The sequence below is a fragment of the Escherichia sp. WS1265 genome (assembly GCF_046487585.1).
Lineage (GTDB): Bacteria > Pseudomonadota > Gammaproteobacteria > Enterobacterales > Enterobacteriaceae > Escherichia > Escherichia coli.
Map to the genome: position 1 here is coordinate 128098 of NZ_JBJQJE010000002.1, position 22582 is coordinate 150679.

At 49.2% G+C, this 22582-nt stretch carries 20 protein-coding genes, 1 other RNA gene and 2 pseudogenes; 9 read left to right on the forward strand and 14 right to left on the reverse strand.

What is annotated here, in order from left to right:
* Window positions 1–160: 160 nt before the first annotated feature.
* From kbaY to kbaZ, 8 genes are all read right to left on the reverse strand, one after another.
* Window positions 161–1021, reverse strand: a complete 861-nt coding sequence (gene kbaY / locus ACJHX3_RS02980; RefSeq protein ID WP_094308695.1) for a tagatose-bisphosphate aldolase subunit KbaY — start codon at window positions 1019–1021, stop codon at window positions 161–163.
* Window positions 1022–1033: 12 nt separating this feature from the next.
* Window positions 1034–2188: an AgaS family sugar isomerase gene (locus ACJHX3_RS02985; RefSeq protein ID WP_001114881.1), complete on the reverse strand. Its 1155-nt coding sequence runs from the start codon at window positions 2186–2188 to the stop codon at window positions 1034–1036.
* A gap of 349 nt (window positions 2189–2537) precedes the next feature.
* Window positions 2538–3671, reverse strand: coding sequence for an N-acetylglucosamine-6-phosphate deacetylase (gene nagA, locus ACJHX3_RS02990; RefSeq protein WP_089703956.1), 1134 nt, complete (start codon window positions 3669–3671; stop codon window positions 2538–2540).
* Window positions 3668–4102, reverse strand: a complete 435-nt coding sequence (gene agaF / locus ACJHX3_RS02995) for a PTS galactosamine/N-acetylgalactosamine transporter subunit IIA (RefSeq protein ID WP_094308694.1) — start codon at window positions 4100–4102, stop codon at window positions 3668–3670. Before agaF ends, nagA begins: the two co-directional genes overlap by 4 nt.
* A 17-nt stretch (window positions 4103–4119) precedes the next feature.
* Window positions 4120–4998, reverse strand: a complete 879-nt coding sequence (agaE, locus tag ACJHX3_RS03000; protein WP_001295548.1) for a PTS N-acetylgalactosamine transporter subunit IID — start codon at window positions 4996–4998, stop codon at window positions 4120–4122.
* Window positions 4988–5767, reverse strand: coding sequence for a PTS N-acetylgalactosamine transporter subunit IIC (gene agaW / locus ACJHX3_RS03005; protein ID WP_000406214.1), 780 nt, complete (start codon window positions 5765–5767; stop codon window positions 4988–4990). Before agaW ends, agaE begins: the two co-directional genes overlap by 11 nt.
* Before the next feature lie 10 nt (window positions 5768–5777).
* Window positions 5778–6251, reverse strand: coding sequence for a PTS N-acetylgalactosamine transporter subunit IIB (gene agaV, locus ACJHX3_RS03010; RefSeq protein WP_001295547.1), 474 nt, complete (start codon window positions 6249–6251; stop codon window positions 5778–5780).
* Between the two features lie 22 nt (window positions 6252–6273).
* A complete protein-coding gene (kbaZ, locus tag ACJHX3_RS03015) occupies window positions 6274–7554 on the reverse strand; it encodes a tagatose-bisphosphate aldolase subunit KbaZ (protein ID WP_001551694.1) in 1281 nt (426 codons plus the stop codon).
* A gap of 248 nt (window positions 7555–7802) precedes the next feature.
* Between kbaZ and agaR the strand changes: the two genes are divergently transcribed.
* Window positions 7803–8612, forward strand: coding sequence for an aga operon transcriptional regulator AgaR (gene agaR, locus ACJHX3_RS03020; RefSeq protein ID WP_000072171.1), 810 nt, complete (start codon window positions 7803–7805; stop codon window positions 8610–8612).
* Between the two features lie 54 nt (window positions 8613–8666).
* On the opposite strand, the pseudogene yhaV reads toward agaR, so the two are convergent.
* From yhaV to garD, 3 genes and pseudogenes are all read right to left on the reverse strand, one after another.
* Window positions 8667–9130, reverse strand: a pseudogene (gene yhaV, locus ACJHX3_RS03025) (type II toxin-antitoxin system ribonuclease toxin YhaV).
* Window positions 9130–9465 carry a type II toxin-antitoxin system antitoxin PrlF gene (gene prlF / locus ACJHX3_RS03030; protein ID WP_001307405.1) on the reverse strand — a complete coding sequence of 112 codons (336 nt, stop codon included), beginning with the start codon at window positions 9463–9465 and terminating at the stop codon, window positions 9130–9132. The pseudogene yhaV and the gene prlF overlap by 1 nt, the downstream one beginning before the upstream one ends.
* A 148-nt stretch (window positions 9466–9613) precedes the next feature.
* Window positions 9614–11185, reverse strand: a complete 1572-nt coding sequence (gene garD / locus ACJHX3_RS03035) for a galactarate dehydratase (protein ID WP_001559982.1) — start codon at window positions 11183–11185, stop codon at window positions 9614–9616.
* 374 nt (window positions 11186–11559) lie between these two features.
* Here garD and garP point away from each other — a divergent pair, with 374 nt between their 5' ends.
* The 5 genes from garP to rnpB all read left to right on the forward strand — a co-directional run bounded on the left by garP (window position 11560) and on the right by rnpB (window position 16251).
* Window positions 11560–12894 carry a galactarate/glucarate/glycerate transporter GarP gene (gene garP / locus ACJHX3_RS03040; RefSeq protein WP_000599651.1) on the forward strand — a complete coding sequence of 445 codons (1335 nt, stop codon included), beginning with the start codon at window positions 11560–11562 and terminating at the stop codon, window positions 12892–12894.
* A gap of 15 nt (window positions 12895–12909) precedes the next feature.
* On the forward strand, window positions 12910–13680 hold the full coding sequence (gene garL / locus ACJHX3_RS03045; RefSeq protein WP_001559981.1) for a 2-dehydro-3-deoxyglucarate aldolase: 771 nt from the start codon (window positions 12910–12912) through the stop codon (window positions 13678–13680).
* A gap of 29 nt (window positions 13681–13709) precedes the next feature.
* Entirely contained in the window at window positions 13710–14600 is an 891-nt protein-coding gene (gene garR / locus ACJHX3_RS03050; protein WP_001559980.1) for a 2-hydroxy-3-oxopropionate reductase, read from the forward strand.
* A 96-nt stretch (window positions 14601–14696) separates the two neighbouring features.
* Window positions 14697–15842 carry a glycerate 2-kinase gene (gene garK / locus ACJHX3_RS03055; protein WP_001603827.1) on the forward strand — a complete coding sequence of 382 codons (1146 nt, stop codon included), beginning with the start codon at window positions 14697–14699 and terminating at the stop codon, window positions 15840–15842.
* 32 nt (window positions 15843–15874) lie between these two features.
* Window positions 15875–16251, forward strand: an RNA gene (gene rnpB / locus ACJHX3_RS03060) — RNase P RNA component class A.
* Window positions 16252–16641: 390 nt separating this feature from the next.
* Here the strand turns inward: rnpB and ACJHX3_RS03065 are convergent.
* The 3 genes and pseudogenes from ACJHX3_RS03065 to tdcR all read right to left on the reverse strand — a co-directional run bounded on the left by ACJHX3_RS03065 (window position 16642) and on the right by tdcR (window position 18866).
* Window positions 16642–17829, reverse strand: a complete 1188-nt coding sequence (locus tag ACJHX3_RS03065; protein ID WP_094308693.1) for a YhaC family protein — start codon at window positions 17827–17829, stop codon at window positions 16642–16644.
* Between the two features lie 21 nt (window positions 17830–17850).
* A pseudogene (gene yhaB, locus ACJHX3_RS03070) lies at window positions 17851–18392 on the reverse strand (protein YhaB).
* Window positions 18393–18647: 255 nt separating this feature from the next.
* The gene (tdcR, locus tag ACJHX3_RS03075; protein WP_000033206.1) at window positions 18648–18866 is read right to left on the reverse strand and encodes a transcriptional activator TdcR; all 219 of its coding nucleotides are present in this window, start codon (window positions 18864–18866) and stop codon (window positions 18648–18650) included.
* A 314-nt stretch (window positions 18867–19180) separates the two neighbouring features.
* On the opposite strand from tdcR, the gene tdcA reads away from it, so the two are divergent.
* The 3 genes from tdcA to tdcC all read left to right on the forward strand — a co-directional run bounded on the left by tdcA (window position 19181) and on the right by tdcC (window position 22560).
* Complete coding sequence (gene tdcA, locus ACJHX3_RS03080) at window positions 19181–20119, forward strand: transcriptional regulator TdcA (RefSeq protein ID WP_000104211.1); 939 nt, start codon at window positions 19181–19183, stop codon at window positions 20117–20119.
* 98 nt (window positions 20120–20217) lie between these two features.
* Window positions 20218–21207 (forward strand): bifunctional threonine ammonia-lyase/L-serine ammonia-lyase TdcB, encoded by a 990-nt coding sequence (gene tdcB, locus ACJHX3_RS03085; RefSeq protein WP_000548347.1) that lies wholly within the window; start codon window positions 20218–20220, stop codon window positions 21205–21207.
* 21 nt (window positions 21208–21228) lie between these two features.
* On the forward strand, window positions 21229–22560 hold the full coding sequence (gene tdcC / locus ACJHX3_RS03090; protein ID WP_000107721.1) for a threonine/serine transporter TdcC: 1332 nt from the start codon (window positions 21229–21231) through the stop codon (window positions 22558–22560).
* Window positions 22561–22582: the final 22 nt, after the last annotated feature.

Sequence of the window (22582 nt, forward strand, 5' to 3'; positions counted from 1 at the left end):
ATCCTCACCATAAAGTTGAATAATATAATCTTTTTAAATATATTATTGTTGCGATATTGTACTGATGTATTTATTAAGGTTTAGTTATCTCCTTTACCATTAAGGCACTCCCCGATATTAATCGGGAAGTACATTGGGATAAATCATAAAAAACTAATGATTATGCTGAAATTCGATTCGCTGAACCACAGACATTAATTTTATTTCTGACAACTTCTTTCATCGCATCCATACCGACGCGCATATAATAACGAGGATCATTACCCTGCGGATTTTCCGCAAACCAGGCTTTAACCGCGTCAGCGAAGGCTATTTTTAATTCTGTGGCAACGTTCACTTTTGTGACGCCAAGTTCAATAGTGCGACGGACAAATTCATCCGGGACATCGCTGGCACCATGCAGCACCAGAGGAACATCCACCACTTCACGAATTTCCGCCAGCCGCTGGAAATCAATCTTCGGCGTTTTGCTGTATAAGCCGTGCGCCGTACCAATCGCTACCGCCAGGCTGTCGACGCCAGTCAGTTCGACAAAGCGTTTAGCTTCTTGTGGATCGGTCAGGAATGCACTTTCGGCGTCAACGCTCATGTCATCTTCAACACCGCCCAGGCGGCCCAGTTCTGCTTCCACGCTGCAATCCTGGGAGTGGCAGAAGTCGACAACCGATTTCACCAGCTTTACGTTCTCGGCAAACGGGAAGTGGCTGCCGTCGATCATCGCACTGCGCACGCCTGCGTGGACTTTACGGCGAATATCATCCAGCGATTCGTGGTGGTCGAGATGCAGCGCCAGTGGCATGTTGTAGGTTGTGGAATAGGCACTACACAGGGCGTAGATCTCTTCCAGCGCGATATGTTTAAAGGTCCCCGGCGTCCCGGCGAGGATCACCGGCGATCGCATTTCACTGCACACTTCGAGGATCGCCTGGATCGTCTCGGCGTTATGAATGTTAAAAGCAGGCACCGCGTAGCCATTGGCCTGGGCGTCCTGTAACAGATATTTGGTGGAGATAATGCTCATAATGCGATCCTCTTATGCCTGCCACGGATGAATGATTACGCCTTGCACCACGCGGTTAACGGTGCCGCTGGCTGATGGGGTATCCGGCGTATTGCCCATGTGCAGCGACTGCATCAGTGCAAACGTCTGGGCGTACATCAGGAAGCAAAATGCCTGCTCAACGTCGATAAAGTGACGGGACGGCGGCAGGATGATATGTGGACCGGCGGTAATAACGTCGTTGCTTTCCGCGGCGATAGCGATTACGCGCATCGCCTGGTTATCGCGGCGAAGTTCAGCCAGCAGATCAAGATCATACTGACGGGTGTAAGGGTGGCTGGAGACAAATACCACCACCAGCGTTTCGTTATCGACCAGCGATTTCGGGCCATGACGGAATCCGGTCGGGGAATCATAAAAGGCCGCCAGTTTACCCGCCGTCAGTTCCAGTACTTTCAGCGCCGACTCGCGTGCTGCGCCCTGTAAGCCACCGCTGCCGAGATAAACGATCCGTTTCCACGGTGCGTAACCAAACACACCTTCGCTGAAATCGCCCAGTGAGGTCAGGATCGCCTGGCAACGATCCGCCACGTCGCGGAAGCTCTGGCTATTGATCGTCTCAGGTGCGAAAACCGCGAGGCAGCTGGCCATCATGGTGGTAATGCTGCTGGTCATCGCAAAGCCGCGATCGTGCGTTTCTGCGGGCATCAGCAGGGCAAACGCGTTGTCGCTGTTGATCGCGTTTTGGTAAAGAGCGCCCGCTTCGTTGCAGGTGATCGGCAGGTGATAGCATTCTGGTACAAATTGATTTGCCAGTTCCACGGCAGCGACGCTTTCTGGGCTGTTGCCGGATCGACCGAAGGAGATCAACAGCAGCGGATGAGCTGGATTCAGGTAGTCCATCGGATTAGTGACCAGATCGGTGGTCGGTACGGCACTGAAGTTTTTACCGGTATGGCTGGCGAGCCACGGCGCGATGATGTCACCGATAAATGCCGAGGTTCCGGCTCCGGTCAGGATTACCCGCAGATTCTCTTTGCGCAGTAACGGTTCAAGGAAGTTATTGAGCGCGGAACGTAGCGCGTCGATGTTGGTGAGTGAACGGATCCATGCGCGAGGCTGATGGCGGATCTCTTCTTCAGTCCATGTACCGGTTGCGGCAGCAGCAGGGGTGTAATTTTCTGGCATAACTCAATCCTTAGTCTGATGAACTTGACGTCGGGCGTTGTCGCTTTCGCTTACCTTTCGTTTCATTTCACTTGGTGATGTCTTTCGTTGATTAAAATCTATAGAAAAGAAACTGAAAGTTCAATGGAGAAAAAAGAAATAAACCGAAATTTGTGCTCGTTGAAAGAAAAGACAAGGGAATATTAAAGAATTGCATGATGACGTTGCTATGTGCACCGATTGCCGGATGCGGCGTACCGTAGGTCGCATAAGACGCGTCAGCGTCGCATCCGATACCCTGCACAGAGCACAACGAAAGAAAAAGAAAGGCCTTACGGGGGAAGTGAAGGCCCAATAAAGGAGCAAACCATCAAAACGAAGCTAATTGACCCTGAATCCAGATTTGTTGCACATGCAGCCCGCTATCCAGCGCAACGACGCTGGCGCGTTTGCCCGGTTTAAGCGATCCCAGAACATCATCAACACCCAGCATACGCGCCGGATGCAGCGACGCCATATGGATGGCTTCCGCAGGCGTTACGTCCGTCAACTCGACCATATTGCGCACTGCCGCATCAACAGACAGCGTACTGCCCGCCAGTCCACCGGACGCGGTACGGACAACGCCACCGTGCATCTGCACTTCTTCGCCACATAACGTATAGCGACCATCCGGCATCCCGGCTGCCTGCATCGCGTCGGTGATCAGCACGATTCTCTCTTTCGCACAGCAACAACACAGCGACATCGCCGCCGGATGCACATGATGACCATCGGCTATCAGTTCCAGCCAGGCGCGCTTGTCCGTTAATCCCGCGCCAACCATTCCCGGTTCGCGGTGATGTAAACCTGTCATCCCGTTATAGCAATGCACCAGACCGTCGGCACCAGCGTCAAACGCGGCACGGGTTTGTTGCCAGGTCGCCGCGCTATGCCCCAGCATCACCCGTACGTTTTGCTGTTTAAGATGGCGGATGGCCTGCAATGCCCCTTCTTTTTCCGGTGCCAGCGCTACCACGCGCAAGGTGTGCTGAGAAACGGCAATCAATTGATCCAGCTCGGTAATTTCCAGCTCGCGAAACAGCTTCGGCGGATGCGCGCCTTTATTCTGCGGCGTGAAGTACGGTCCTTCGAGATAACTCCCCAGCACTTGCGCACCAGGTCCGCCGCGTTGGCAACGTTGAGCAATACGTTTCAGCGCCGCATGAATGGTATTAAGCGGCGCGGTTACGGTGGTCGGTAACCAACTGCCGACACCTTCGCGTGCCTTGTGCATTGCCAGCTTGTCGAGCACATCCGGCGCGTCATCCATTACATCAACGCCTGCACCACCGTGTACATGGGTGTCGATGTAAGCGGGGCAGAGCAGTTCCGCATCGCGTTCAGTCACGCCCACTGGAATCGGTTCGATTGCTGCGATGACACCGTCAGCAATACGCAACTGATGGTCATCGAGCCATCCCTCTTCAGTCAGCAGCCTTCTGGCGCGCAGAACGTGTGTCATATTCCTTCCTCGACCGGACATTCTTCATGGCAGCGGCCTAACTCGTCCACCAAACTGGTCAGCCCACGGTGTCCACACTCCAGCGCCTGCACACGGAACTCTTCACCGCTTAACCCTTCGCGCTCCAGCACCATCTCCAGTAGCAGTTGCAAATTGGTGCCGGTGATCACTTCACAGCCCGGTTTTTGTATCGCCAGCGTTGAAGCTACGCGAAACGGCGTGCCGCCCAGCAAATCCGTCAGAAAAACAATGCCGTCTTCACAATCCAGTTGGGCGATGGCCTCTTCAAGCTGCGATGTAAGCAGCGCGGTGCTTGAGGTTTCGGGAAAATCGATGGCAATAAACTGCGATTGCTCGCCGAGGATTTGCTTCATTGCTTTTTCCATGCCGCTGGCAAATCCGCCATGCCCTGTCAAAATAATACTTAACATCTAATACCTCATTGTATTTAAAGGAAATGACAGAATTTACCGACGATACCGAGAACCACGGTAACTGCAATCAGGCGCAGCGGACTCCAGCCGCGGCGTACCAGCCAGAACATGGTCAGGGTGTAGACCAGCGGTAAGAAGGCAGGCATCAGTTTGTCGATAACATCAGCCTGTAACTTAACCACTGCATCGCCAGCGGTGATTTCCAGCGTGGTGCTTAAACGAACATAGGTTGCTACCAGCGCGCCGATTACCGTCATCCCAACGATTGACGCAGCATGGCCGACTTTTTTGGTATTCGCTTTAATGAGTGGAATCGCCGCCACGCCCATGCGGTAAGCATAATGCGCCAGACCAAAACGCAGCCCCAGGTGTACCACGTTAAACAGCACAATAAAGACGACTGCGCCAAGAATAGAGCCTTGTAGCGCGAGGCTTGCGCCTATCCCGCCACAAATCGGCAGTAGCGTTAGCCAGAACATCGCATCGCCAATCCCGCCGAGTGGTGCACCGACGGCAATTTTGGTGCTCTGAATACTGTTAACGTCCTGCTTAGAACGCTCCATCGCAAGGATAATGCCGATAACAAACGTCACCAGAAACGGATGGGTATTGAAGAAACCCATATGCCCCTTCATGGCGCGCGCCAGGTCGCGTTTATTAGTGTGGATCTTTTTCAGAGCAGGCAGCAGACCGTACAACCAGCCGGAAGCCTGCATACGTTCGTAGTTAAAAGACGCTTGTAACAGCATGGAACGCCAGGCGACGCGGTTGATATCTTTTTTTGTCAGCTCCGCGCCAATACTCTGATCTTCATACACGTTTTCATTGACGCCTGTCAGCAGTGTTTCTTCGTTTTCACTGACGTTCGGCAGGGTGGTTTGATTAGATGCCATCTTCAAATTCCTCTTTCTGTGCCGCAGGTTGAGTCGGTTCAGGAGATTTACGCAGCAGGTCGATCAGCGCCATCGCCAGCGCGGCGGCAGCAATAGCCAGCACCGGTAACTTGAGCCAGGCTGCGGCAACAAAGCCCAGGATGAAGTAGGGGATGTAGACGTTTTTCATCATGATTTTCAGCAGCACGGCAAAACCGATTGCTGGCATGATGCCGCCCGCGACGCCGAGGCCGTCGATTAATCGTTGCGGCAGGACATCAATGATGGTTTTGGCATGTTCTGCGCCGAAGTAGATAGGCAGGAAAGCGCAGAGAAAATAGAAAGTGCCGAGTGCCAGCAGTGCCAGATAGTTCACGCGTTCAATGCCGCGTGTATCGGCGTTCTCCGCCATCCGGTCGCAGCGGGACATCACGCCAGACATCACCGAGAACAGGAAGGTAATCCCCATCTGTACTGCGACAGCGAAAGGTACGGCGACACCGACCGCGACATCGGGTTTCACGCCGGTAGTAATGGCAAACGCCGTGCCGACGATAGTACCGATAATCACGTTAGGCGGCTGTGCACCCGCCAGCGGGGCCAGCCCCATCCACACCAGTTCCAGCGTACCGCCGGTTAAAATACCGGTATGCAGATCGCCAAGTACCAGCCCGACCAACGGGCCGAGGACCACCGGGCGGTGCATATGGGTTAGGCCGTTAAACATATCCAGGCCAGCGATAAAGGCGATAATGCCCAACGCGAATGCCTGCAACAGACTGATTTCCATGATGAATCCCTCAAAGTAATTTAAAGAGGTCCACAGCAGGCTCTGTCGGGACGCCCTGAACGAAGCATTCCACCCCAGCGGCTTTCAGGTCGTTAAATGCTGCGATATCGCCCGCATCTACAGAAACCGTTTTGGCGATTTGTTGCTTGCCATTGGCGTAGTGCATATTGCCAACGTTAATGCGATTCACCGGAACGCCACCTTTCACCAGCGTCAGGAAATCGGCAGGTGTTTTACAAACCAGCAGGATTTTCTGTCGATCGGCGGCGCGGTGGATGTTGTCGATAACTTTTTGCAGCGTCCAGAAACGTACGGCGATCCCTTCTGCCAGTACCATTTCCATCAGGTTTTGTTGTACCGGATCTTCGGCAACCTCATCGTTGGCTACCAGCACCAGATTTGCCCCCGCAAATCCGACCCACTGAACGCCGACCTGACCGTGAATCAAACGCTCATCAATCCGGCTTAAAACAATATTTGGCATAGCGTGTTCCTCTTTGTTTTGCTTATTGGCCTTCACAGGCTGTGTGGTACTGCGCCAGGATGTCCTGAATATGGTTGATAATGAGTTCCCGTGGTGTTGGCTGCAGCTCGCCGGAGCGAACTTTCACGTATTGCAGCGGCAAATACTGGCTGATGAGCGGTAGCGGAATTGGTGAATCCGCCAGATTACGAACCAGATGAGCGAAAGCGTCATCAATCTGGCTGTCCGGCCAGTAATAGCGCACGCGATCTGAGTAGCTGTAACCACGCGCCAGGCGACGTGCGTTGCCGTCACCGTGGTAGTGGCTTTGCCAGTATTCCGGGCGGTCGAGCATCACGTTTTCCAGCACCTGACGCAGACCAGAACAGGCTTTTGCTGGTACCAGTTCTTCTTCAATCGCCGCCAGAGAGAACAGAGCTTCACGCAGGGCGAAGGTCAGCGCCGGGCCAACTTTCAGGATGGCAAAGTGGTCAATCACCAGCTGGCGCAACGATTGTGGCGTTTGATAATCGGTAGAGTGCGCTTCGAAAATCAGCGTTTCGTAGTTTTCGACCATCTGGCTTAAGGCGGTCGCTTTGACGGGCTGATAATCAATAACGTTGGTGTGATCGAATTCGACGCCGGGTTGAACCACCAGAGCAATGATGCGTGGCCAGATGGCACTCAGACCCTGCTTTTCAAAGGCGTGACGATGGGCTTCCAGCGTGGCGCGGGCGGCATCCGGCGTGGTGACCGCCAGCTCGCTTAAGGTTTCATGCGCGCCGCCAGGTACCGGCACTTCGGTACCAATGACATACTCCAGATCGGCTTCGCCAAAGTGTTCGCGACAGGTTTCTTCCGCCACTTTCGCCAGACGGGCGGCGCGTTCAGCCACGATGTCATCAGTTAAGGGAATTGGATCGTCCTGACAGGACATGCTGCAATCAAGGTGGATTTTTTTGAATCCTGCCGCAACGTAGCTTTTAATCAAATCATCGGCATTGGCCATTGCCTGAGCGGCTGGCAGGTTTTGCCAGCGGTTTGGACCCAGATGGTCACCACCCAGAATCAACGCATCCTGCGGGAAATTCAACGAGTCGGCGAGCTGACAAACAAAGCCGCGAAAATCGGCGGGCGTCATTCCGGTATAGCCGCCGAACTGGTCTACCTGATTGGAGGTTGCTTCAATCAGTAACGGCGTTTGGTTTGCACTGGCGTAGCGGATTGCAGCCTCCAGCACCAGCGGATGTGCGGAACAAACGGCATAAATTCCATTTGTTTTGCCCGCTTTGTGCTGTCTCACCATTTCTGTCAGATGTTTCACTTTCCTCTCCAGTTCAGATTACTGCGATATTAATCTTTCGTTTTGTTTCAGTTGATACTGCGCCATGGTGAGATAAAAATAAAACGAAAGATAATGGTTTTCTGATCTGATTCACAAAAGAAACACAATGAAAGCCACTGAAACGAGAGTAGCTTGCGCCAATGGGTAAGGTGGGCTTGCATTTGCTTAATAGAAAGGCGTTAATAGGCAAAACGAAATGAAACGAAAGTTTTACGAAAGGACTTACTATGAGTAATACCGACGCTTCAGGTGAGAAGCGAATGACAGGCACCAGCGAGCGACGAGAACAGATCATTCAGCGTCTGCGACAGCAAGGGAGTGTGCAGGTTAACGATCTGTCGGCATTGTATGGCGTATCTACTGTGACGATCCGCAACGATCTGGCGTTTCTGGAAAAGCAGGGGATCGCTGTGCGTGCCTATGGCGGCGCGTTGATCTGCGATAGCACGACGCCGTCAGTCGAGCCATCAGTGGAAGATAAAAGCGCGCTGAATACCGCAATGAAACGCAGCGTTGCGAAAGCTGCCGTTGAGTTGATTCAGCCAGGTCATCGGGTGATCCTCGATTCCGGGACCACCACTTTTGAGATTGCTCGTCTGATGCGCAAGCACACTGACGTAATTGCGATGACCAACGGTATGAACGTAGCTAATGCGTTGCTGGAAGCGGAAGGCGTTGAGCTGCTGATGACCGGCGGGCATTTGCGCCGTCAGTCGCAATCTTTTTACGGCGATCAGGCTGAACAATCGCTGCAAAATTACCACTTCGATATGCTGTTTCTTGGCGTAGATGCGATCGATCTGGAGCGCGGCGTCAGCACGCATAATGAAGATGAAGCTCGTTTAAACCGCCGGATGTGCGAAGTTGCGGAACGGATCATCGTGGTCACCGATTCCAGTAAGTTCAATCGTTCCAGTTTACATAAGATCATTGATACTCAACGTATCGACATGATCATTGTTGATGAAGGCATTCCTGCGGATAGTCTGGAAGGACTGCGAAAGGCTGGAGTTGAAGTGATTCTGGTCGGGGAGTGAGAAAGGGTGCCCGCTGGTCAACACGAATGCGTTCGGCGGGCATTGTGAACACCATCAATGGGTTTCTTCTGTCTCTCGGGTGAGGGTTTCCCAGTCGGCAGGAGGATGTCCTCTTTTTAACATTTTGCTGAATACGGTATAGGCATCTGTTTTTTACCGTAGGTGCGCAGAGTGTTTTCATCGTTCATCCATCCCAGAATGATGACTTTCTCTTTTTCACTATAACGAAAGAAGAGACGATAACGACCAGCACCAAATTTTACCCGTGACCAGTCTTTATTTTTCCCAGAGCCTAACGACTTGCCATGACGGAATGCCGGTGATGATGGATTGACCGTGATATGCTCCTCAATCACTTTATGGACTACCGCCAATAACTTTGTGGCGGCTTTTCTCTGATAATTTTCAGGATCTTTTCCCTTTAATGTCTCGACTTCGGCAACTAAAGCGTCGTAGGTTTCCTGAAAACAGGGATGAGCATATAGCGCCCAACCATTAACCCTTTGTGGAAAATCCATTATTCGTCGTCGCCAATCTCATCATCAATGTTGACGTCCATGCCAGCGACAAGTTTCTTTCCTTGTTGAATGTTGAATGGACGAGTTTTTTGCGGGTTGTTCTGGATATCTGCATCCAGAAAACGCAAAAATGCATTCATAGTATGATCCTCCTGTTCATCTCCCAGTCGGCACATAAATACTTGCCCACCAGGCAGAATTTCGTAATGAATGCTGTCCTGGCCTGGCTTCAGTTTTAAGGCCTCACGCACTGGCGCGGGGATAGTTGTTTGTCCGCGTATCGTGACCTTTGATTCAGTGGTCAGTACAGCGTGAGAGCGAGCATTAGCGGGCATGATTCACTGTCCTTTTACAGCCTGTTTTCTGCTCAAATTATAAGCTTGAACTAAGGTAATGCAAATGCATTATTAATGGACGTGGGGACTTTAAACAATAAAAACATGGCACTAAGGCCATGTTTTGCGAGGGACGTTCCAAAAGAAATCAGGTCACCGGTGCCGGGTTAAACACCGCCAGCTGGTTATGCAGCCCCCATTGATCCGAGAAGGTTTTCTTTTTCCCGCTGGCGACGTCGAGAATAAAGTGGAACAACTTCCAGCCCACCTCTTCAATGCTCTCTTCGCCGGTAGCGATAGTGCCCGCGTTAATATCCATTAAATCAAACCAGCGGTTCGCCAGCTCGGTGCGGGTCGCCATTTTAATGACGGGTACCGCCATCAGGCCGTACGGCGTACCGCGACCGGTCGTAAACACTTGCACGGTAATCCCTGAAGCCACCTGTTGTGTGCCACAGACAAAATCACTGGCTGGCGTCGCGGCGTAAATTAATCCGCGTTTAGTCGGGCGTTGACCGGGCGACAGCACTTCAACAATTGCACTTTTACCCGATTTAGCAATGGAGCCGAGCGCTTTCTCCACCACGTTTGCCAGACCGCCTTTCTTGTTGCCCGGCGAAGGGTTGGCGCTGCGGTCGGTTTTTCCCATATTGAGATAGTTATCGTACCACTCCATCTCCTCCAGCAGCCGTTTGCCGACCTCTTCGTTCACTGCGCGTGGTGTCAGCAGATGGATCGCGTCACGCACTTCCGTGACTTCTGAAAACATCACCGTTGCGCCGCAGCGCACCAGTAGATCAGACGCATACCCAACCGCCGGGTTTGCCGTTACGCCAGAAAACGCATCGCTGCCGCCGCACTGCATGCCGACAACCAGTTCTGAAGCCGGACAGGTTTCTCGCTGCCGTTGATTCAGTTTGTGCAAATGGCGTTCGGCGACCTGCAAAATATCCTCGACCATGGACTGAAAACCGACATGCTTTTCATCCTGCAAACTGACAATGCTGGCGCTTTCTACTGGAATAGCTTGCACATCATCCGTTCCAGTCAGCAGGCGCTCAGGCTGCAACTTTTCACAACCCAGACCAATCACCATTACTTCGCCGCCAAAGTTAGGGTTCAGCGAAATATTGTGGATGGTACGAATAGGCACAACTGCCGCCGGTGCGTTAATCGCCACGCCACAGCCGTACAAATGATTCAGCCCCACCACGCCATCGACGTTCGGGTATTTCGGTAGCAGATCGCGTTCAATGATTTTTACTACATAGTCCACCACGCCTGCCACACAGTGGACGCTGGTGGTGATGCCGAGCAGGTTTTTGGTGCCCACGCTGCCATCGGCATTGCGATAGCCCTCAAAGGTGTAACCTTCAAGCGGCGGTAAGGGTTCCGGGACTTTGGTTGCCAGTGGCAGCGTGTGTAACGGCGGCGCTTCCGGTAGTACAACCATTGATTCGTCGATCCAGCTTCCGCGTGGGATTGCGCGCACGGCGTAACCAATCACTTCGCCATAACGAATAATTTCACCATTAGCCGGAATGTCCAGCAATGCGACTTTATGCCCCTGGGGAATATGTTCAATTAATTCCAGCCCATCCGGAAAACGCGTTCCTGCTTTCAGGCCATTATCATTAACAATAATTGCCACATTATCTGTGTCGTGAACTTTTATATAAAACGCAGTTGGCGTTTCTTGTCTGATTTCGATGTTGGCCATTGTGCAATATTCTCCAGCCAGGGGTTATTAAAATGAGGACCTGGTCTCATTTAAAAATAAATGACTTCATTGGGTGAAATAAGAATGTCAGGAGTTTAAACGCAGAAATGTGATCAATGTCAATCATTTCAGGGATTGCAGTGCCGCGCGGTAAGGTAAAGCGCAAATCTGTGCTTTAGCGCGCAACCTTATGTGCATATGCTCAAAATAATATTTAAATAGTATTAATTAAATTAGCATTTGCACAATGATTATTATTCTCGCGCTGCTTATACTAATTCCCGAGTTCATTGCCGTAACGGCATAAATAAAACTCATAAATAACACCTTCCCCATAATAATAAAAATCAGCATAAGTACCCGAGGTAAATAAAATGATTCTGGACACCGTTGACGTAAAAAAGAAAGGCGTGCATACCCGCTATTTAATATTACTGATTATTTTTATTGTTACCGCCGTTAACTACGCCGATCGTGCAACGCTGTCTATTGCTGGTACCGAAGTGGCAAAAGAGTTGCAGTTAAGTGCGGTTTCGATGGGTTACATCTTCTCCGCTTTTGGCTGGGCCTACTTGCTGATGCAAATCCCCGGCGGCTGGTTGCTTGATAAGTTTGGCTCGAAAAAAGTTTACACCTACAGCCTCTTTTTCTGGTCGCTGTTCACCTTCCTGCAAGGCTTTGTTGATATGTTCCCGCTGGCCTGGGCAGGGATCTCCATGTTCTTTATGCGCTTTATGCTGGGATTCTCGGAAGCGCCATCATTCCCGGCGAACGCCCGTATTGTCGCCGCCTGGTTCCCGACGAAAGAACGTGGTACTGCCTCCGCCATCTTTAACTCGGCGCAATATTTCTCGCTGGCGCTCTTTTCGCCGCTGCTTGGCTGGCTGACTTTCGCGTGGGGCTGGGAGCACGTCTTTACCGTTATGGGGGTAATTGGTTTTGTGCTGACGGCGCTGTGGATCAAATTGATTCATAACCCGACAGATCACCCACGTATGTCTGCGGAAGAGCTGAAGTTTATCTCAGAAAATGGCGCGGTGGTCGATATGGACCACAAAAAGCCGGGCAGTGCGGCAGCAAGCGGTCCCAAACTGCATTACATCAAGCAATTGCTCTCTAACCGCATGATGCTGGGCGTATTTTTCGGACAATATTTTATCAACACCATCACCTGGTTTTTCCTCACCTGGTTCCCAATTTATCTGGTGCAGGAAAAAGGCATGTCGATTCTGAAAGTGGGTCTGGTCGCCTCGATTCCGGCACTGTGTGGCTTTGCGGGCGGCGTGCTGGGAGGTGTCTTCTCGGATTATCTGATCAAACGCGGTTTGTCCCTGACCCTGGCACGTAAGCTACCGATTGTGCTGGGAATGTTGCTGGCTTCCACCATCATCTTATGTAACTACACCAACAACACCACGCTGGTGGTCATGCTGATGGCGCTGGCTTTCTTTGGCAAAGGATTTGGTGCGCTGGGCTGGCCGGTAATTTCTGACACCGCGCCGAAAGAGATTGTTGGCCTCTGCGGCGGCGTCTTTAACGTCTTTGGCAATGTTGCCTCCATTGTCACTCCACTGGTGATTGGCTACCTGGTGAGTGAACTGCACTCCTTCAATGCAGCACTGGTTTTCGTGGGATGTTCAGCGCTGATGGCGATGGTCTGCTACCTCTTCGTAGTTGGCGACATTAAACGTATGGAATTGCAGAAATAAGCAAAGGTATAAGCGATGAATAACGATGTTTTCCCGAATAAATTCAAAGCCGCACTGGCTGCGAAACAGGTACAAATTGGTTGCTGGTCAGCACTCTCTAACCCGATTAGCACTGAAGTCCTTGGTTTGGCTGGGTTTGACTGGCTGGTGCTGGATGGCGAACATGCGCCAAACGATATCTCCACGTTTATTCCGCAGTTAATGGCTCTGAAAGGCAGCGCAAGCGCGCCAGTAGTGCGAGTGCCGACCAACGAGCCGGTAATTATTAAGCGTCTTCTGGATATCGGTTTCTATAACTTCCTGATTCCTTTTGTAGAAACAAAAGAGGAAGCAGAGCAGGCGGTGGCATCAACTCGTTACCCGCCGGAAGGCATTCGCGGCGTCTCCGTTTCTCACCGCGCCAATATGTTTGGCACCGTGGCGGATTATTTCGCTCAGTCGAACAAGAACATCACCATTCTGGTCCAGATAGAAAGTCAGCAGGGCGTAGATAACGTCGATGCCATTGCCGCTACCGATGGTGTAGACGGTATCTTCGTCGGCCCCAGCGATCTGGCTGCGGCATTAGGCCATCTCGGCAATGCCTCGCACCCGGATGTACAAAAAGCAATTCAGCATATTTTTAACCGTGCCAGTGCGCACGGCAAACCCAGCGGTATCCTCGCACCGGTCGAAGCCGATGCGCGTCGTTATCTGGAATGGGGTGCGACGTTTGTGGCTGTCGGCAGCGATCTCGGCGTCTTCCGCTCTGCCACTCAGAAACTGGCTGATACCTTTAAAAAATAACCACCACCGCAACAAGAGAGATGATTGATATGACTATGAAAGTTGGTTTTATTGGCCTGGGGATTATGGGTAAACCAATGAGTAAAAACCTTCTGAAAGTAGGTTACTCGCTGGTGGTTGCTGACCGTAACCCAGAAGCTATTGCTGAAGTGATTGCTGCAGGTGCAGAAACAGCTTCTACGGCTAAAGCGATCGCTGAACAGTGCGACGTCATCATAACCATGCTGCCAAACTCCCCTCATGTGAAAGAGGTGGCGCTGGGTGAGAATGGCATTATTGAAGGCGCGAAGCCAGGAACGGTATTGATCGATATGAGTTCTATCGCACCGCTGGCAAGCCGTGAAATCAGCGAAGCGCTGAAAGCGAAAGGCATTGATATGCTGGATGCTCCGGTGAGCGGCGGTGAACCGAAAGCTATCGACGGTACGCTGTCAGTGATGGTGGGCGGCGACAAGGCTATTTTCGACAAATACTATGATTTGATGAAAGCGATGGCGGGTTCCGTGGTGCATACCGGGGAAATCGGTGCAGGTAACGTCACCAAACTGGCAAATCAGGTCATTGTGGCGCTGAATATTGCCGCGATGTCAGAAGCGTTAACGCTGGCAACTAAAGCGGGCGTTAACCCGGACCTGGTGTATCAGGCAATTCGCGGTGGGCTGGCGGGCAGTACCGTGCTGGATGCCAAAGCGCCGATGGTGATGGACCGCAACTTCAAGCCGGGCTTCCGCATTGATCTGCATATTAAGGATCTGGCGAATGCGCTGGATACTTCTCACGGCGTCGGCGCGCAACTGCCGCTCACAGCTGCGGTTATGGAGATGATGCAGGCACTGCGTGCAGATGGTTTAGGAACGGCGGATCATAGCGCCCTGGCTTGCTACTACGAAAAACTGGCGAAAGTCGAAGTTACTCGCTAATGACGTCGTGCCCGGATGGCGTATTGCAATCCGGGCCTGGAATCCAGGCCGAATAAGAGAAACGCCCTCCGGCGTCATGTGGTAACAGGCATAGGTATGAAAATCGTAATCGCCCCAGACTCTTATAAAGAAAGTTTATCTGCCAGCGAGGTTGCGCAGGCGATAGAAAAAGGATTTCGGGAAATTTTTCCTGATGCACAGTACGTTTCTGTTCCGGTTGCCGACGGTGGCGAAGGAACGGTGGAAGCGATGATTGCAGCCACCCAGGGTTCCGAACGTCACGCCTGGGTTACAGGGCCGCTGGGCGAGAAAGTGAATGCCAGTTGGGGGATCTCCGGCGATGGCAAAACCGCGTTTATTGAAATGGCGGCGGCCAGTGGGCTGGAACTGGTACCTGCGGAAAAACGCGATCCACTCGTGACCACTTCACGTGGCACAGGAGAGTTAATCCTGCAGGCGCTGGAGAGCGGCGCGACAAACATTATTATCGGCATTGGCGGTAGCGCTACAAATGATGGCGGTGCAGGCATGGTACAGGCGCTGGGGGCGAAATTATGCGACGCCAACGGCAATGAAATTGGTTTTGGCGGCGGTAGTCTTAATACTCTGAATGATATTGATATTTCCGGCCTCGATCCGCGCTTAAAAGATTGCGTCATTCGCGTCGCTTGTGATGTTACCAATCCGCTGGTGGGCGATAACGGCGCATCGCGCATCTTTGGCCCACAAAAGGGAGCCAGTGAAGCGATGATTGTCGAGCTGGACAATAACCTCTCTCACTATGCCGATGTCATTAAAAAAGCGCTGCATGTTGATGTGAAAGATGTCCCCGGCGCAGGAGCTGCGGGCGGTATGGGCGCGGCGCTGATGGCGTTTCTTGGTGCGGAACTGAAAAGTGGTATTGAAATCGTCACGACGGCGCTGAATCTGGAGGAACATATTCACGATTGTACGCTGGTGATCACCGGTGAAGGGCGTATTGACAGCCAGAGTATTCACGGCAAGGTTCCGATTGGCGTCGCAAACGTGGCGAAAAAGTACCATAAACCGGTGATTGGCATTGCGGGTAGCCTGACCAATGATGTTGGCGTTGTACATCAGCATGGCATTGATGCGGTCTTCAGCGTATTGACCAGCATTGGTACGTTGGACGAAGCATTCCGCGGGGCTTATGACAATATCTGCCGTGCTTCACGTAATATCGCCGCGACACTGGCGATTGGAATGCGCAACGCGGGGTGACAAGGGCGCACAAACCCTCTATACTGCGCGCCGAAGCTGACCAGACAGTCGCCGCTTCGTCGTCGTCCTCTTCGGGGGAGACGGGCGGAGGGGAGGAAAGTCCGGGCTCCATAGGGCAGGGTGCCAGGTAACGCCTGGGGGGGAAACCCACGACCAGTGCAACAGAGAGCAAACCGCCGATGGCCCGCGCAAGCGGGATCAGGTAAGGGTGAAAGGGTGCGGTAAGAGCGCACCGCGCGGCTGGTAACAGTCCGTGGCACGGTAAACTCCACCCGGAGCAAGGCCAAATAGGGGTTCATAAGGTACGGCCCGTACTGAACCCGGGTAGGCTGCTTGAGCCAGTGAGCGATTGCTGGCCTAGATGAATGACTGTCCACGACAGAACCCGGCTTATCGGTCAGTTTCACCTGTTTTACGTAAAAACCCGCTTCGGCGGGTTTTTGCTTTTGGAGGAGCGGAAAGATGAATGACTGTCCACGACGCTATACCCAAAAGAAAGCGGCTTATCGGTCAGTTTCACCTGGTTTAACGAAAACCCGCCAGCGTAAACTGGCGGGTTTCAGATTGTTGAGTGCGCTTTATTCATGCCGGATGCGGCGTGAACGCCTTATCCTGCCTACAAAAGCACGCAAATTCAATATATTGCAGAGATGGCGTAGGCCTGATAAGCGTAGCGCATCAGGCATTTTTGCGGTTGCCATCAGTTTCAAACCCGCGTCGATAAGTTTTTGCTTTTGGTGCACAGGGTAAGATGAATATCTACGGTATTAATAATAGACTTTGTAAGAAGTTATTAAGTCTATATTGCATTTAAACGGTCGTAATCATACGTATAGTCCTCTCTGGTATAATATTGCTTCTCTGAGTTATAAGCTTCATATGTATTATATTTTACGACTTCAAAGCAATTGTCTGGAGAATTTTCGTCTTTCTCGAGTGTATTATCTGGAAGGAATTCCTCTGAGCTAGAGTCCTCTATGTTTAAATCTGTATTGTAATTAATTTTTGGAACGATTAGATAAGCATTTTCTTTGACGCTTTCATAATCTTTAATGATTATATCGATGTAATAATCTATTTTTTCTAATGAGAATGCTTTCATCTCTGGTAGTTTAATTCTGTTCAAGTAATTGTTAATTTTCGATGAGCTTTTATATATTTCTTTTGTTAATTCATTTTCTAATTCATCTGTTAGAGTTGCTCTTGGTATAGATTCTATAATTGCAAGTCTCATAATTTTTAATTGTTCTTCGGTAATATCTCCAAGCGCATTTAAACAACTTTCGACAAGTTTAATTTTTTCTTCAGAATACATATCGTTAATGCTTGTTATAACAGGCGTTATTTTTAGTAAATAATCCCATGAGATTGTGGCGTTTTGTTTTGAACTAACGAAATTTACCTGAAACATGTTGGCATTAGTAAAATCTGTGTCATCCAATTTAAAAGGATTTAAAATTGTATTGGCCATATGTTTATCTGTAAAATCATAAAGTTCTAAATTGACATTCCGTAAGTCCAGAGAGGATAGATCAACTATACCTCCAGTCCCACAACTAAAGATTACGTTCAACCTCCTGATTTCATTGTAAATGTCTTTCAATGGGCAATTAACATTGATATTGCCTGTGGATATTTCCTGGTTTTTTAACGGTTCATTAATTGTAAGTTCACAGGTATTGTCTGATCGTTGAATAATTCGGGCGTTATAACCAAAAAAATCCATACGAAGAGACGAATCATTATAAAGAATTACATTTTGTAAGTACGCTAATTCTTTTTGAAAATCACCAGTGATAACACATTTCCCACCTGGTTGTAACGCGTTAAGTAAAGTGACCATTTCAATAGAGGTCTGTTTTAGTTTTTCTATGCCTGGTGCTAGTGCTTCGAGGTTATTTCCTATGGGGCTTTCAGGAAGGTCATTCATTTTTCGACGGGCTAAATCACTACTAATATCATTACCAATTGATGAAACAGGTGACATTATTTTATCCTTTATAAATAATCAATAAAAATCATTATTAAAATGATCGGGTGAAAAAAAGAGAATTTGCCAACAATCTGTAGGAATGGAAGTTTTATTAAAGTACGTAGGGGGGGGGGTAAGATGGCTTCTTTTCGGGTGAATTTTGCACAATACTTAGAAATCGTCTCCTTAATACACTCCAGCTCTTTTTTATTGACGGCTGAGCAAGTACATTGTTCGCCAAAAGGTGCAAAAGTGCCTACATCTAATGTTTGTATGATATAATCGTCATGTTCTCCTGTAGAAATATCTATGATGAATGGACTCATATTTTCCGGTTGGATTCGGATCATGACAGAAGGAATATCGCCTTGATAGAAATTCAATGCAGTAATTGCAGATAATACTCTCCGCAGTTCATTACTTATACTGTATATTTTATTAACGTCATTGGTGGAAACAATTTCTGCAAACTTTCTTTTTACCGTCCAATAATCAATATTTCTGTTGTGATTGTTAACCACTGCGTGCATTGGCGGGATTGAAGGGTGAAAAATATGTGCAATTGGGAAGCCTTTCATTGATGCCAGCCTTTTCATCATGACAAACAATAATAGATGCTTATTTTCCTCGCACGGCACTTTCGCACTATCAAAAAACGCTCATTTACCCGGCATTACAGTAAACGAAGCAACATTCTGTGGCCTACGCCGATCAAAAGCTCTGTGAAAATTCCCCTTGTTGTCTTTGGCAGACCTTATCGCGGCGACCAGCAATTATTCGTTTTGTGATCCTCAACACAAAATGCTATTCGTCGCCTATGAGTGGAGAGGAATTTATGGAAAACGATTGCATTCACAAAATGACGTCCTGTCAGAAGAGAAAAAGTTGACGTTAATCAATTGTTCGAGATGATCAATACCTGTATTCGAAATTTTAAAATATTGATAAAATAAATGTTTGTTCTCCAACAAATAGCGTGAAAAAATGTGACGTGCCGCATTATTTATCGCTGAAAATGGTTTATTTATAATAAAATTTGAGAACTTGCTCATTAAATTTAACTCAAATATTGCCTGGTAATTATCCTGTAATTGCTTGAAATATGGTCTCAGCCCCTTTTTTGCATTAACCACATAACGAATGATGTTATCGCCATAAAATATGGTTATCCCCGTCATTTTTTTTGACAAAAATCAGGGTTTATGCTGATTTTTATACTTTAACTTATTGATATATAAGGATATTTAATTGGAATAACGATACCCTGGAAAGTATTGAAAGTTAATTTGTGAGTGGTCGCACATATCCTGTTCATTTCATTTTGATACACTTCATGCCGTCACTGAGGTAATTAACGTAGGTCGTTATGAGCACTATTCTTCTTCCGAAAACGCAGCACCTGGTAGTCTTTCAGGAAGTCATTAGAAGTGGCTCTATCGGCTCGGCTGCAAAAGAATTAGGGTTAACTCAACCGGCCGTCAGTAAAATCATTAACGATATTGAAGATTATTTTGGCGTGGAATTAGTGGTGCGGAAAAATACCGGTGTAACACTAACACCTGCCGGTCAATTGTTACTCTCCCGTTCTGAATCCATTACCCGTGAAATGAAAAATATGGTTAATGAGATAAGCGGTATGTCTTCTGAGGCGGTGGTGGAAGTCTCATTTGGTTTTCCTTCATTGATTGGTTTTACTTTTATGTCCGGGATGATCAACAAGTTCAAAGAGGTGTTCCCGAAAGCGCAGGTTTCTATGTATGAAGCGCAACTGTCTTCGTTCTTACCGGCAATCCGCGACGGTCGACTTGATTTTGCGATTGGTACGTTAAGCGCAGAAATGAAGCTTCAGGATTTACATGTTGAGCCGCTGTTCGAGTCCGAGTTTGTGCTGGTAGCCAGTAAGTCCCGAACATGCACCGGCACCACCACGCTGGAGTCGTTGAAGAACGAACAGTGGGTGTTGCCACAAACCAATATGGGGTACTACAGCGAGCTGCTTACTACGTTACAAAGAAATGGCATCAGTATTGAAAACATCGTTAAAACCGACTCAGTCGTGACAATTTATAATCTTGTTCTCAATGCTGATTTCTTAACTGTAATTCCTTGTGATATGACATCACCTTTTGGTTCTAATCAATTTATTACTATTCCGGTTGAAGAAACATTACCTGTGGCACAATATGCCGCGGTATGGTCGAAAAATTATCGTATTAAAAAAGCAGCATCGGTTTTGGTGGAATTAGCCAAAGAGTATTCATCTTATAATGGGTGTAGACGAAGGCAATTAATTGAAGTTGGTTAGTTATTTGTTTTTATTTAAACATAAATAATCCACCTGTCTGTTTTGCAGGTGTCGGTTACGGTTACCTACATATTTAATTCAGGCTAAGAGGTTTTATAATGCATATTACATACGATCTCCCGGTTGCTATTGATGACATCATTGAAGCAAAACAACGACTGGCTGGGCGAATTTATAAAACAGGCATGCCTCGCTCCAACTATTTTAGTGAACGTTGCAAAGGTGAAATATTCCTCAAATTCGAAAACATGCAGCGTACCGGTTCATTTAAAATTCGTGGCGCATTTAATAAATTAAGTTCACTGACCGATGCGGAAAAACGTAAAGGTGTAGTGGCCTGCTCTGCGGGCAACCATGCGCAAGGGGTTTCCCTCTCCTGCGCGATGCTGGGTATCGACGGTAAAGTGGTGATGCCAAAAGGCGCGCCGAAATCCAAAGTAGCGGCAACGTGCGACTACTCTGCAGAAGTCGTTCTGCATGGTGATAACTTCAACGACACTATCGCTAAAGTGAGCGAAATTGTCGAAATGGAAGGCCGTATTTTTATCCCACCTTATGATGATCCGAAAGTGATTGCTGGCCAGGGAACGATTGGTCTGGAAATTATGGAAGATCTCTATGATGTCGATAACGTGATTGTGCCAATTGGTGGTGGCGGTTTAATTGCTGGTATTGCGGTGGCAATTAAATCTATTAACCCGACCATTCGTGTTATTGGCGTACAGTCTGAAAACGTTCACGGCATGGCGGCTTCTTTCCACTCCGGAGAAATAACCACGCACCGAACTACCGGCACCCTGGCGGATGGTTGTGATGTCTCCCGCCCGGGTAATTTAACTTACGAAATCGTTCGTGAATTAGTCGATGACATCGTGCTGGTCAGCGAAGATGAAATCAGAAACAGTATGATTGCCTTAATTCAGCGCAATAAAGTCGTCACCGAAGGCGCAGGCGCTCTGGCATGTGCTGCATTATTAAGCGGTAAATTAGACCAATATATTCAAAACAGAAAAACCGTCAGTATTATTTCCGGCGGCAATATCGATCTTTCTCGCGTCTCTCAAATCACCGGTTTCGTTGACGCTTAATTAATTCGTTGAGGATAGGATATGAGTACTTCAGATAGCATTGTATCCAGCCAGACAAAACAATCGTCCTGGCGTAAATCAGATACCACATGGACGTTAGGCTTGTTTGGTACGGCAATCGGCGCCGGGGTGCTGTTCTTCCCTATCCGCGCAGGTTTTGGCGGACTGATCCCGATTCTTCTGATGTTGGTATTAGCATACCCCATCGCGTTTTATTGCCACCGGGCGCTGGCGCGTCTGTGTCTTTCTGGCTCTAACCCTTCCGGCAACATTACGGAAACGGTGGAAGAGCATTTTGGTAAAACTGGCGGCGTGGTTATCACGTTCCTGTACTTCTTCGCGATTTGCCCACTGCTGTGGATTTATGGCGTTACTATTACCAATACCTTTATGACGTTCTGGGAAAACCAGCTCGGCTTTGCACCGCTGAATCGCGGCTTTGTGGCGCTGTTCCTATTGCTGCTGATGGCTTTCGTCATCTGGTTTGGTAAGGATCTGATGGTTAAAGTGATGAGTTACCTGGTGTGGCCGTTTATCGCCAGCCTGGTGCTGATTTCTCTGTCGCTGATCCCTTACTGGAACTCTGCAGTTATCGACCAGGTTGACCTCGGTTCGCTGTCGTTAACCGGTCATGACGGTATCCTGATCACTGTCTGGCTGGGGATTTCCATCATGGTTTTCTCCTTTAACTTCTCGCCAATCGTCTCTTCCTTCGTGGTTTCTAAACGTGAAGAGTATGAGAAAGACTTCGGTCGCGACTTCACCGAACGTAAATGTTCCCAAATCATTTCTCGTGCCAGCATGCTGATGGTTGCAGTGGTGATGTTCTTTGCCTTTAGCTGCCTGTTTACGCTGTCTCCGGCCAACATGGCGGAAGCCAAAGCGCAGAATATTCCAGTGCTTTCTTATCTGGCTAACCACTTTGCGTCCATGACCGGTACCAAAACAACGTTCGCGATTACACTGGAATATGCGGCTTCCATCATCGCACTCGTGGCTATCTTCAAATCTTTCTTCGGTCACTATCTGGGGACGCTGGAAGGCTTGAATGGCCTGATTCTGAAGTTCGGTTATAAAGGTGACAAAACCAAAGTGTCGCTGGGTAAACTGAATACTCTCAGCATGATCTTCATCATGGGCTCCACCTGGGTTGTTGCCTACGCCAACCCGAACATCCTCGACCTGATTGAAGCCATGGGCGCACCGATTATCGCATCCCTGCTGTGCCTGTTGCCGATGTATGCCATCCGTAAAGCGCCGTCTCTGGCGAAATACCGTGGTCGTCTGGATAACGTGTTTGTTACCGTGATTGGTCTGCTGACCATCCTGAACATCGTATACAAACTGTTTTAATCCGTAACTCAGGATGAGAAAA

Bases quoted from the DNA above. Each gene is read 5' to 3' on its own strand.
- agaV (WP_001295547.1), bottom strand. From the start codon at position 6,251: ATGCCAAATATTGTTTTAAGCCGGATTGATGAGCGTTTGATTCACGGT.
- nagA (WP_089703956.1), bottom strand. From the start codon at position 3,671: ATGACACACGTTCTGCGCGCCAGAAGGCTGCTGACTGAAGAGGGATGG.
- tdcA (WP_000104211.1), top strand. From the start codon at position 19,181: ATGAGCACTATTCTTCTTCCGAAAACGCAGCACCTGGTAGTCTTTCAG.
- tdcR (WP_000033206.1), bottom strand. From the start codon at position 18,866: ATGAGCAAGTTCTCAAATTTTATTATAAATAAACCATTTTCAGCGATA.
- agaR (WP_000072171.1), top strand. From the start codon at position 7,803: ATGAGTAATACCGACGCTTCAGGTGAGAAGCGAATGACAGGCACCAGC.
- agaE (WP_001295548.1), bottom strand. From the start codon at position 4,998: ATGGCATCTAATCAAACCACCCTGCCGAACGTCAGTGAAAACGAAGAA.
- prlF (WP_001307405.1), bottom strand. From the start codon at position 9,465: ATGCCCGCTAATGCTCGCTCTCACGCTGTACTGACCACTGAATCAAAG.
- garD (WP_001559982.1), bottom strand. From the start codon at position 11,185: ATGGCCAACATCGAAATCAGACAAGAAACGCCAACTGCGTTTTATATA.
- garP (WP_000599651.1), top strand. From the start codon at position 11,560: ATGATTCTGGACACCGTTGACGTAAAAAAGAAAGGCGTGCATACCCGC.
- kbaY (WP_094308695.1), bottom strand. From the start codon at position 1,021: ATGAGCATTATCTCCACCAAATATCTGTTACAGGACGCCCAGGCCAAT.
- ACJHX3_RS03065 (WP_094308693.1), bottom strand. From the start codon at position 17,829: ATGTCACCTGTTTCATCAATTGGTAATGATATTAGTAGTGATTTAGCC.
- garK (WP_001603827.1), top strand. From the start codon at position 14,697: ATGAAAATCGTAATCGCCCCAGACTCTTATAAAGAAAGTTTATCTGCC.
- ACJHX3_RS02985 (WP_001114881.1), bottom strand. From the start codon at position 2,188: ATGCCAGAAAATTACACCCCTGCTGCTGCCGCAACCGGTACATGGACT.
- garR (WP_001559980.1), top strand. From the start codon at position 13,710: ATGACTATGAAAGTTGGTTTTATTGGCCTGGGGATTATGGGTAAACCA.
- tdcB (WP_000548347.1), top strand. From the start codon at position 20,218: ATGCATATTACATACGATCTCCCGGTTGCTATTGATGACATCATTGAA.
- agaF (WP_094308694.1), bottom strand. From the start codon at position 4,102: ATGTTAAGTATTATTTTGACAGGGCATGGCGGATTTGCCAGCGGCATG.
- agaW (WP_000406214.1), bottom strand. From the start codon at position 5,767: ATGGAAATCAGTCTGTTGCAGGCATTCGCGTTGGGCATTATCGCCTTT.
- tdcC (WP_000107721.1), top strand. From the start codon at position 21,229: ATGAGTACTTCAGATAGCATTGTATCCAGCCAGACAAAACAATCGTCC.
- garL (WP_001559981.1), top strand. From the start codon at position 12,910: ATGAATAACGATGTTTTCCCGAATAAATTCAAAGCCGCACTGGCTGCG.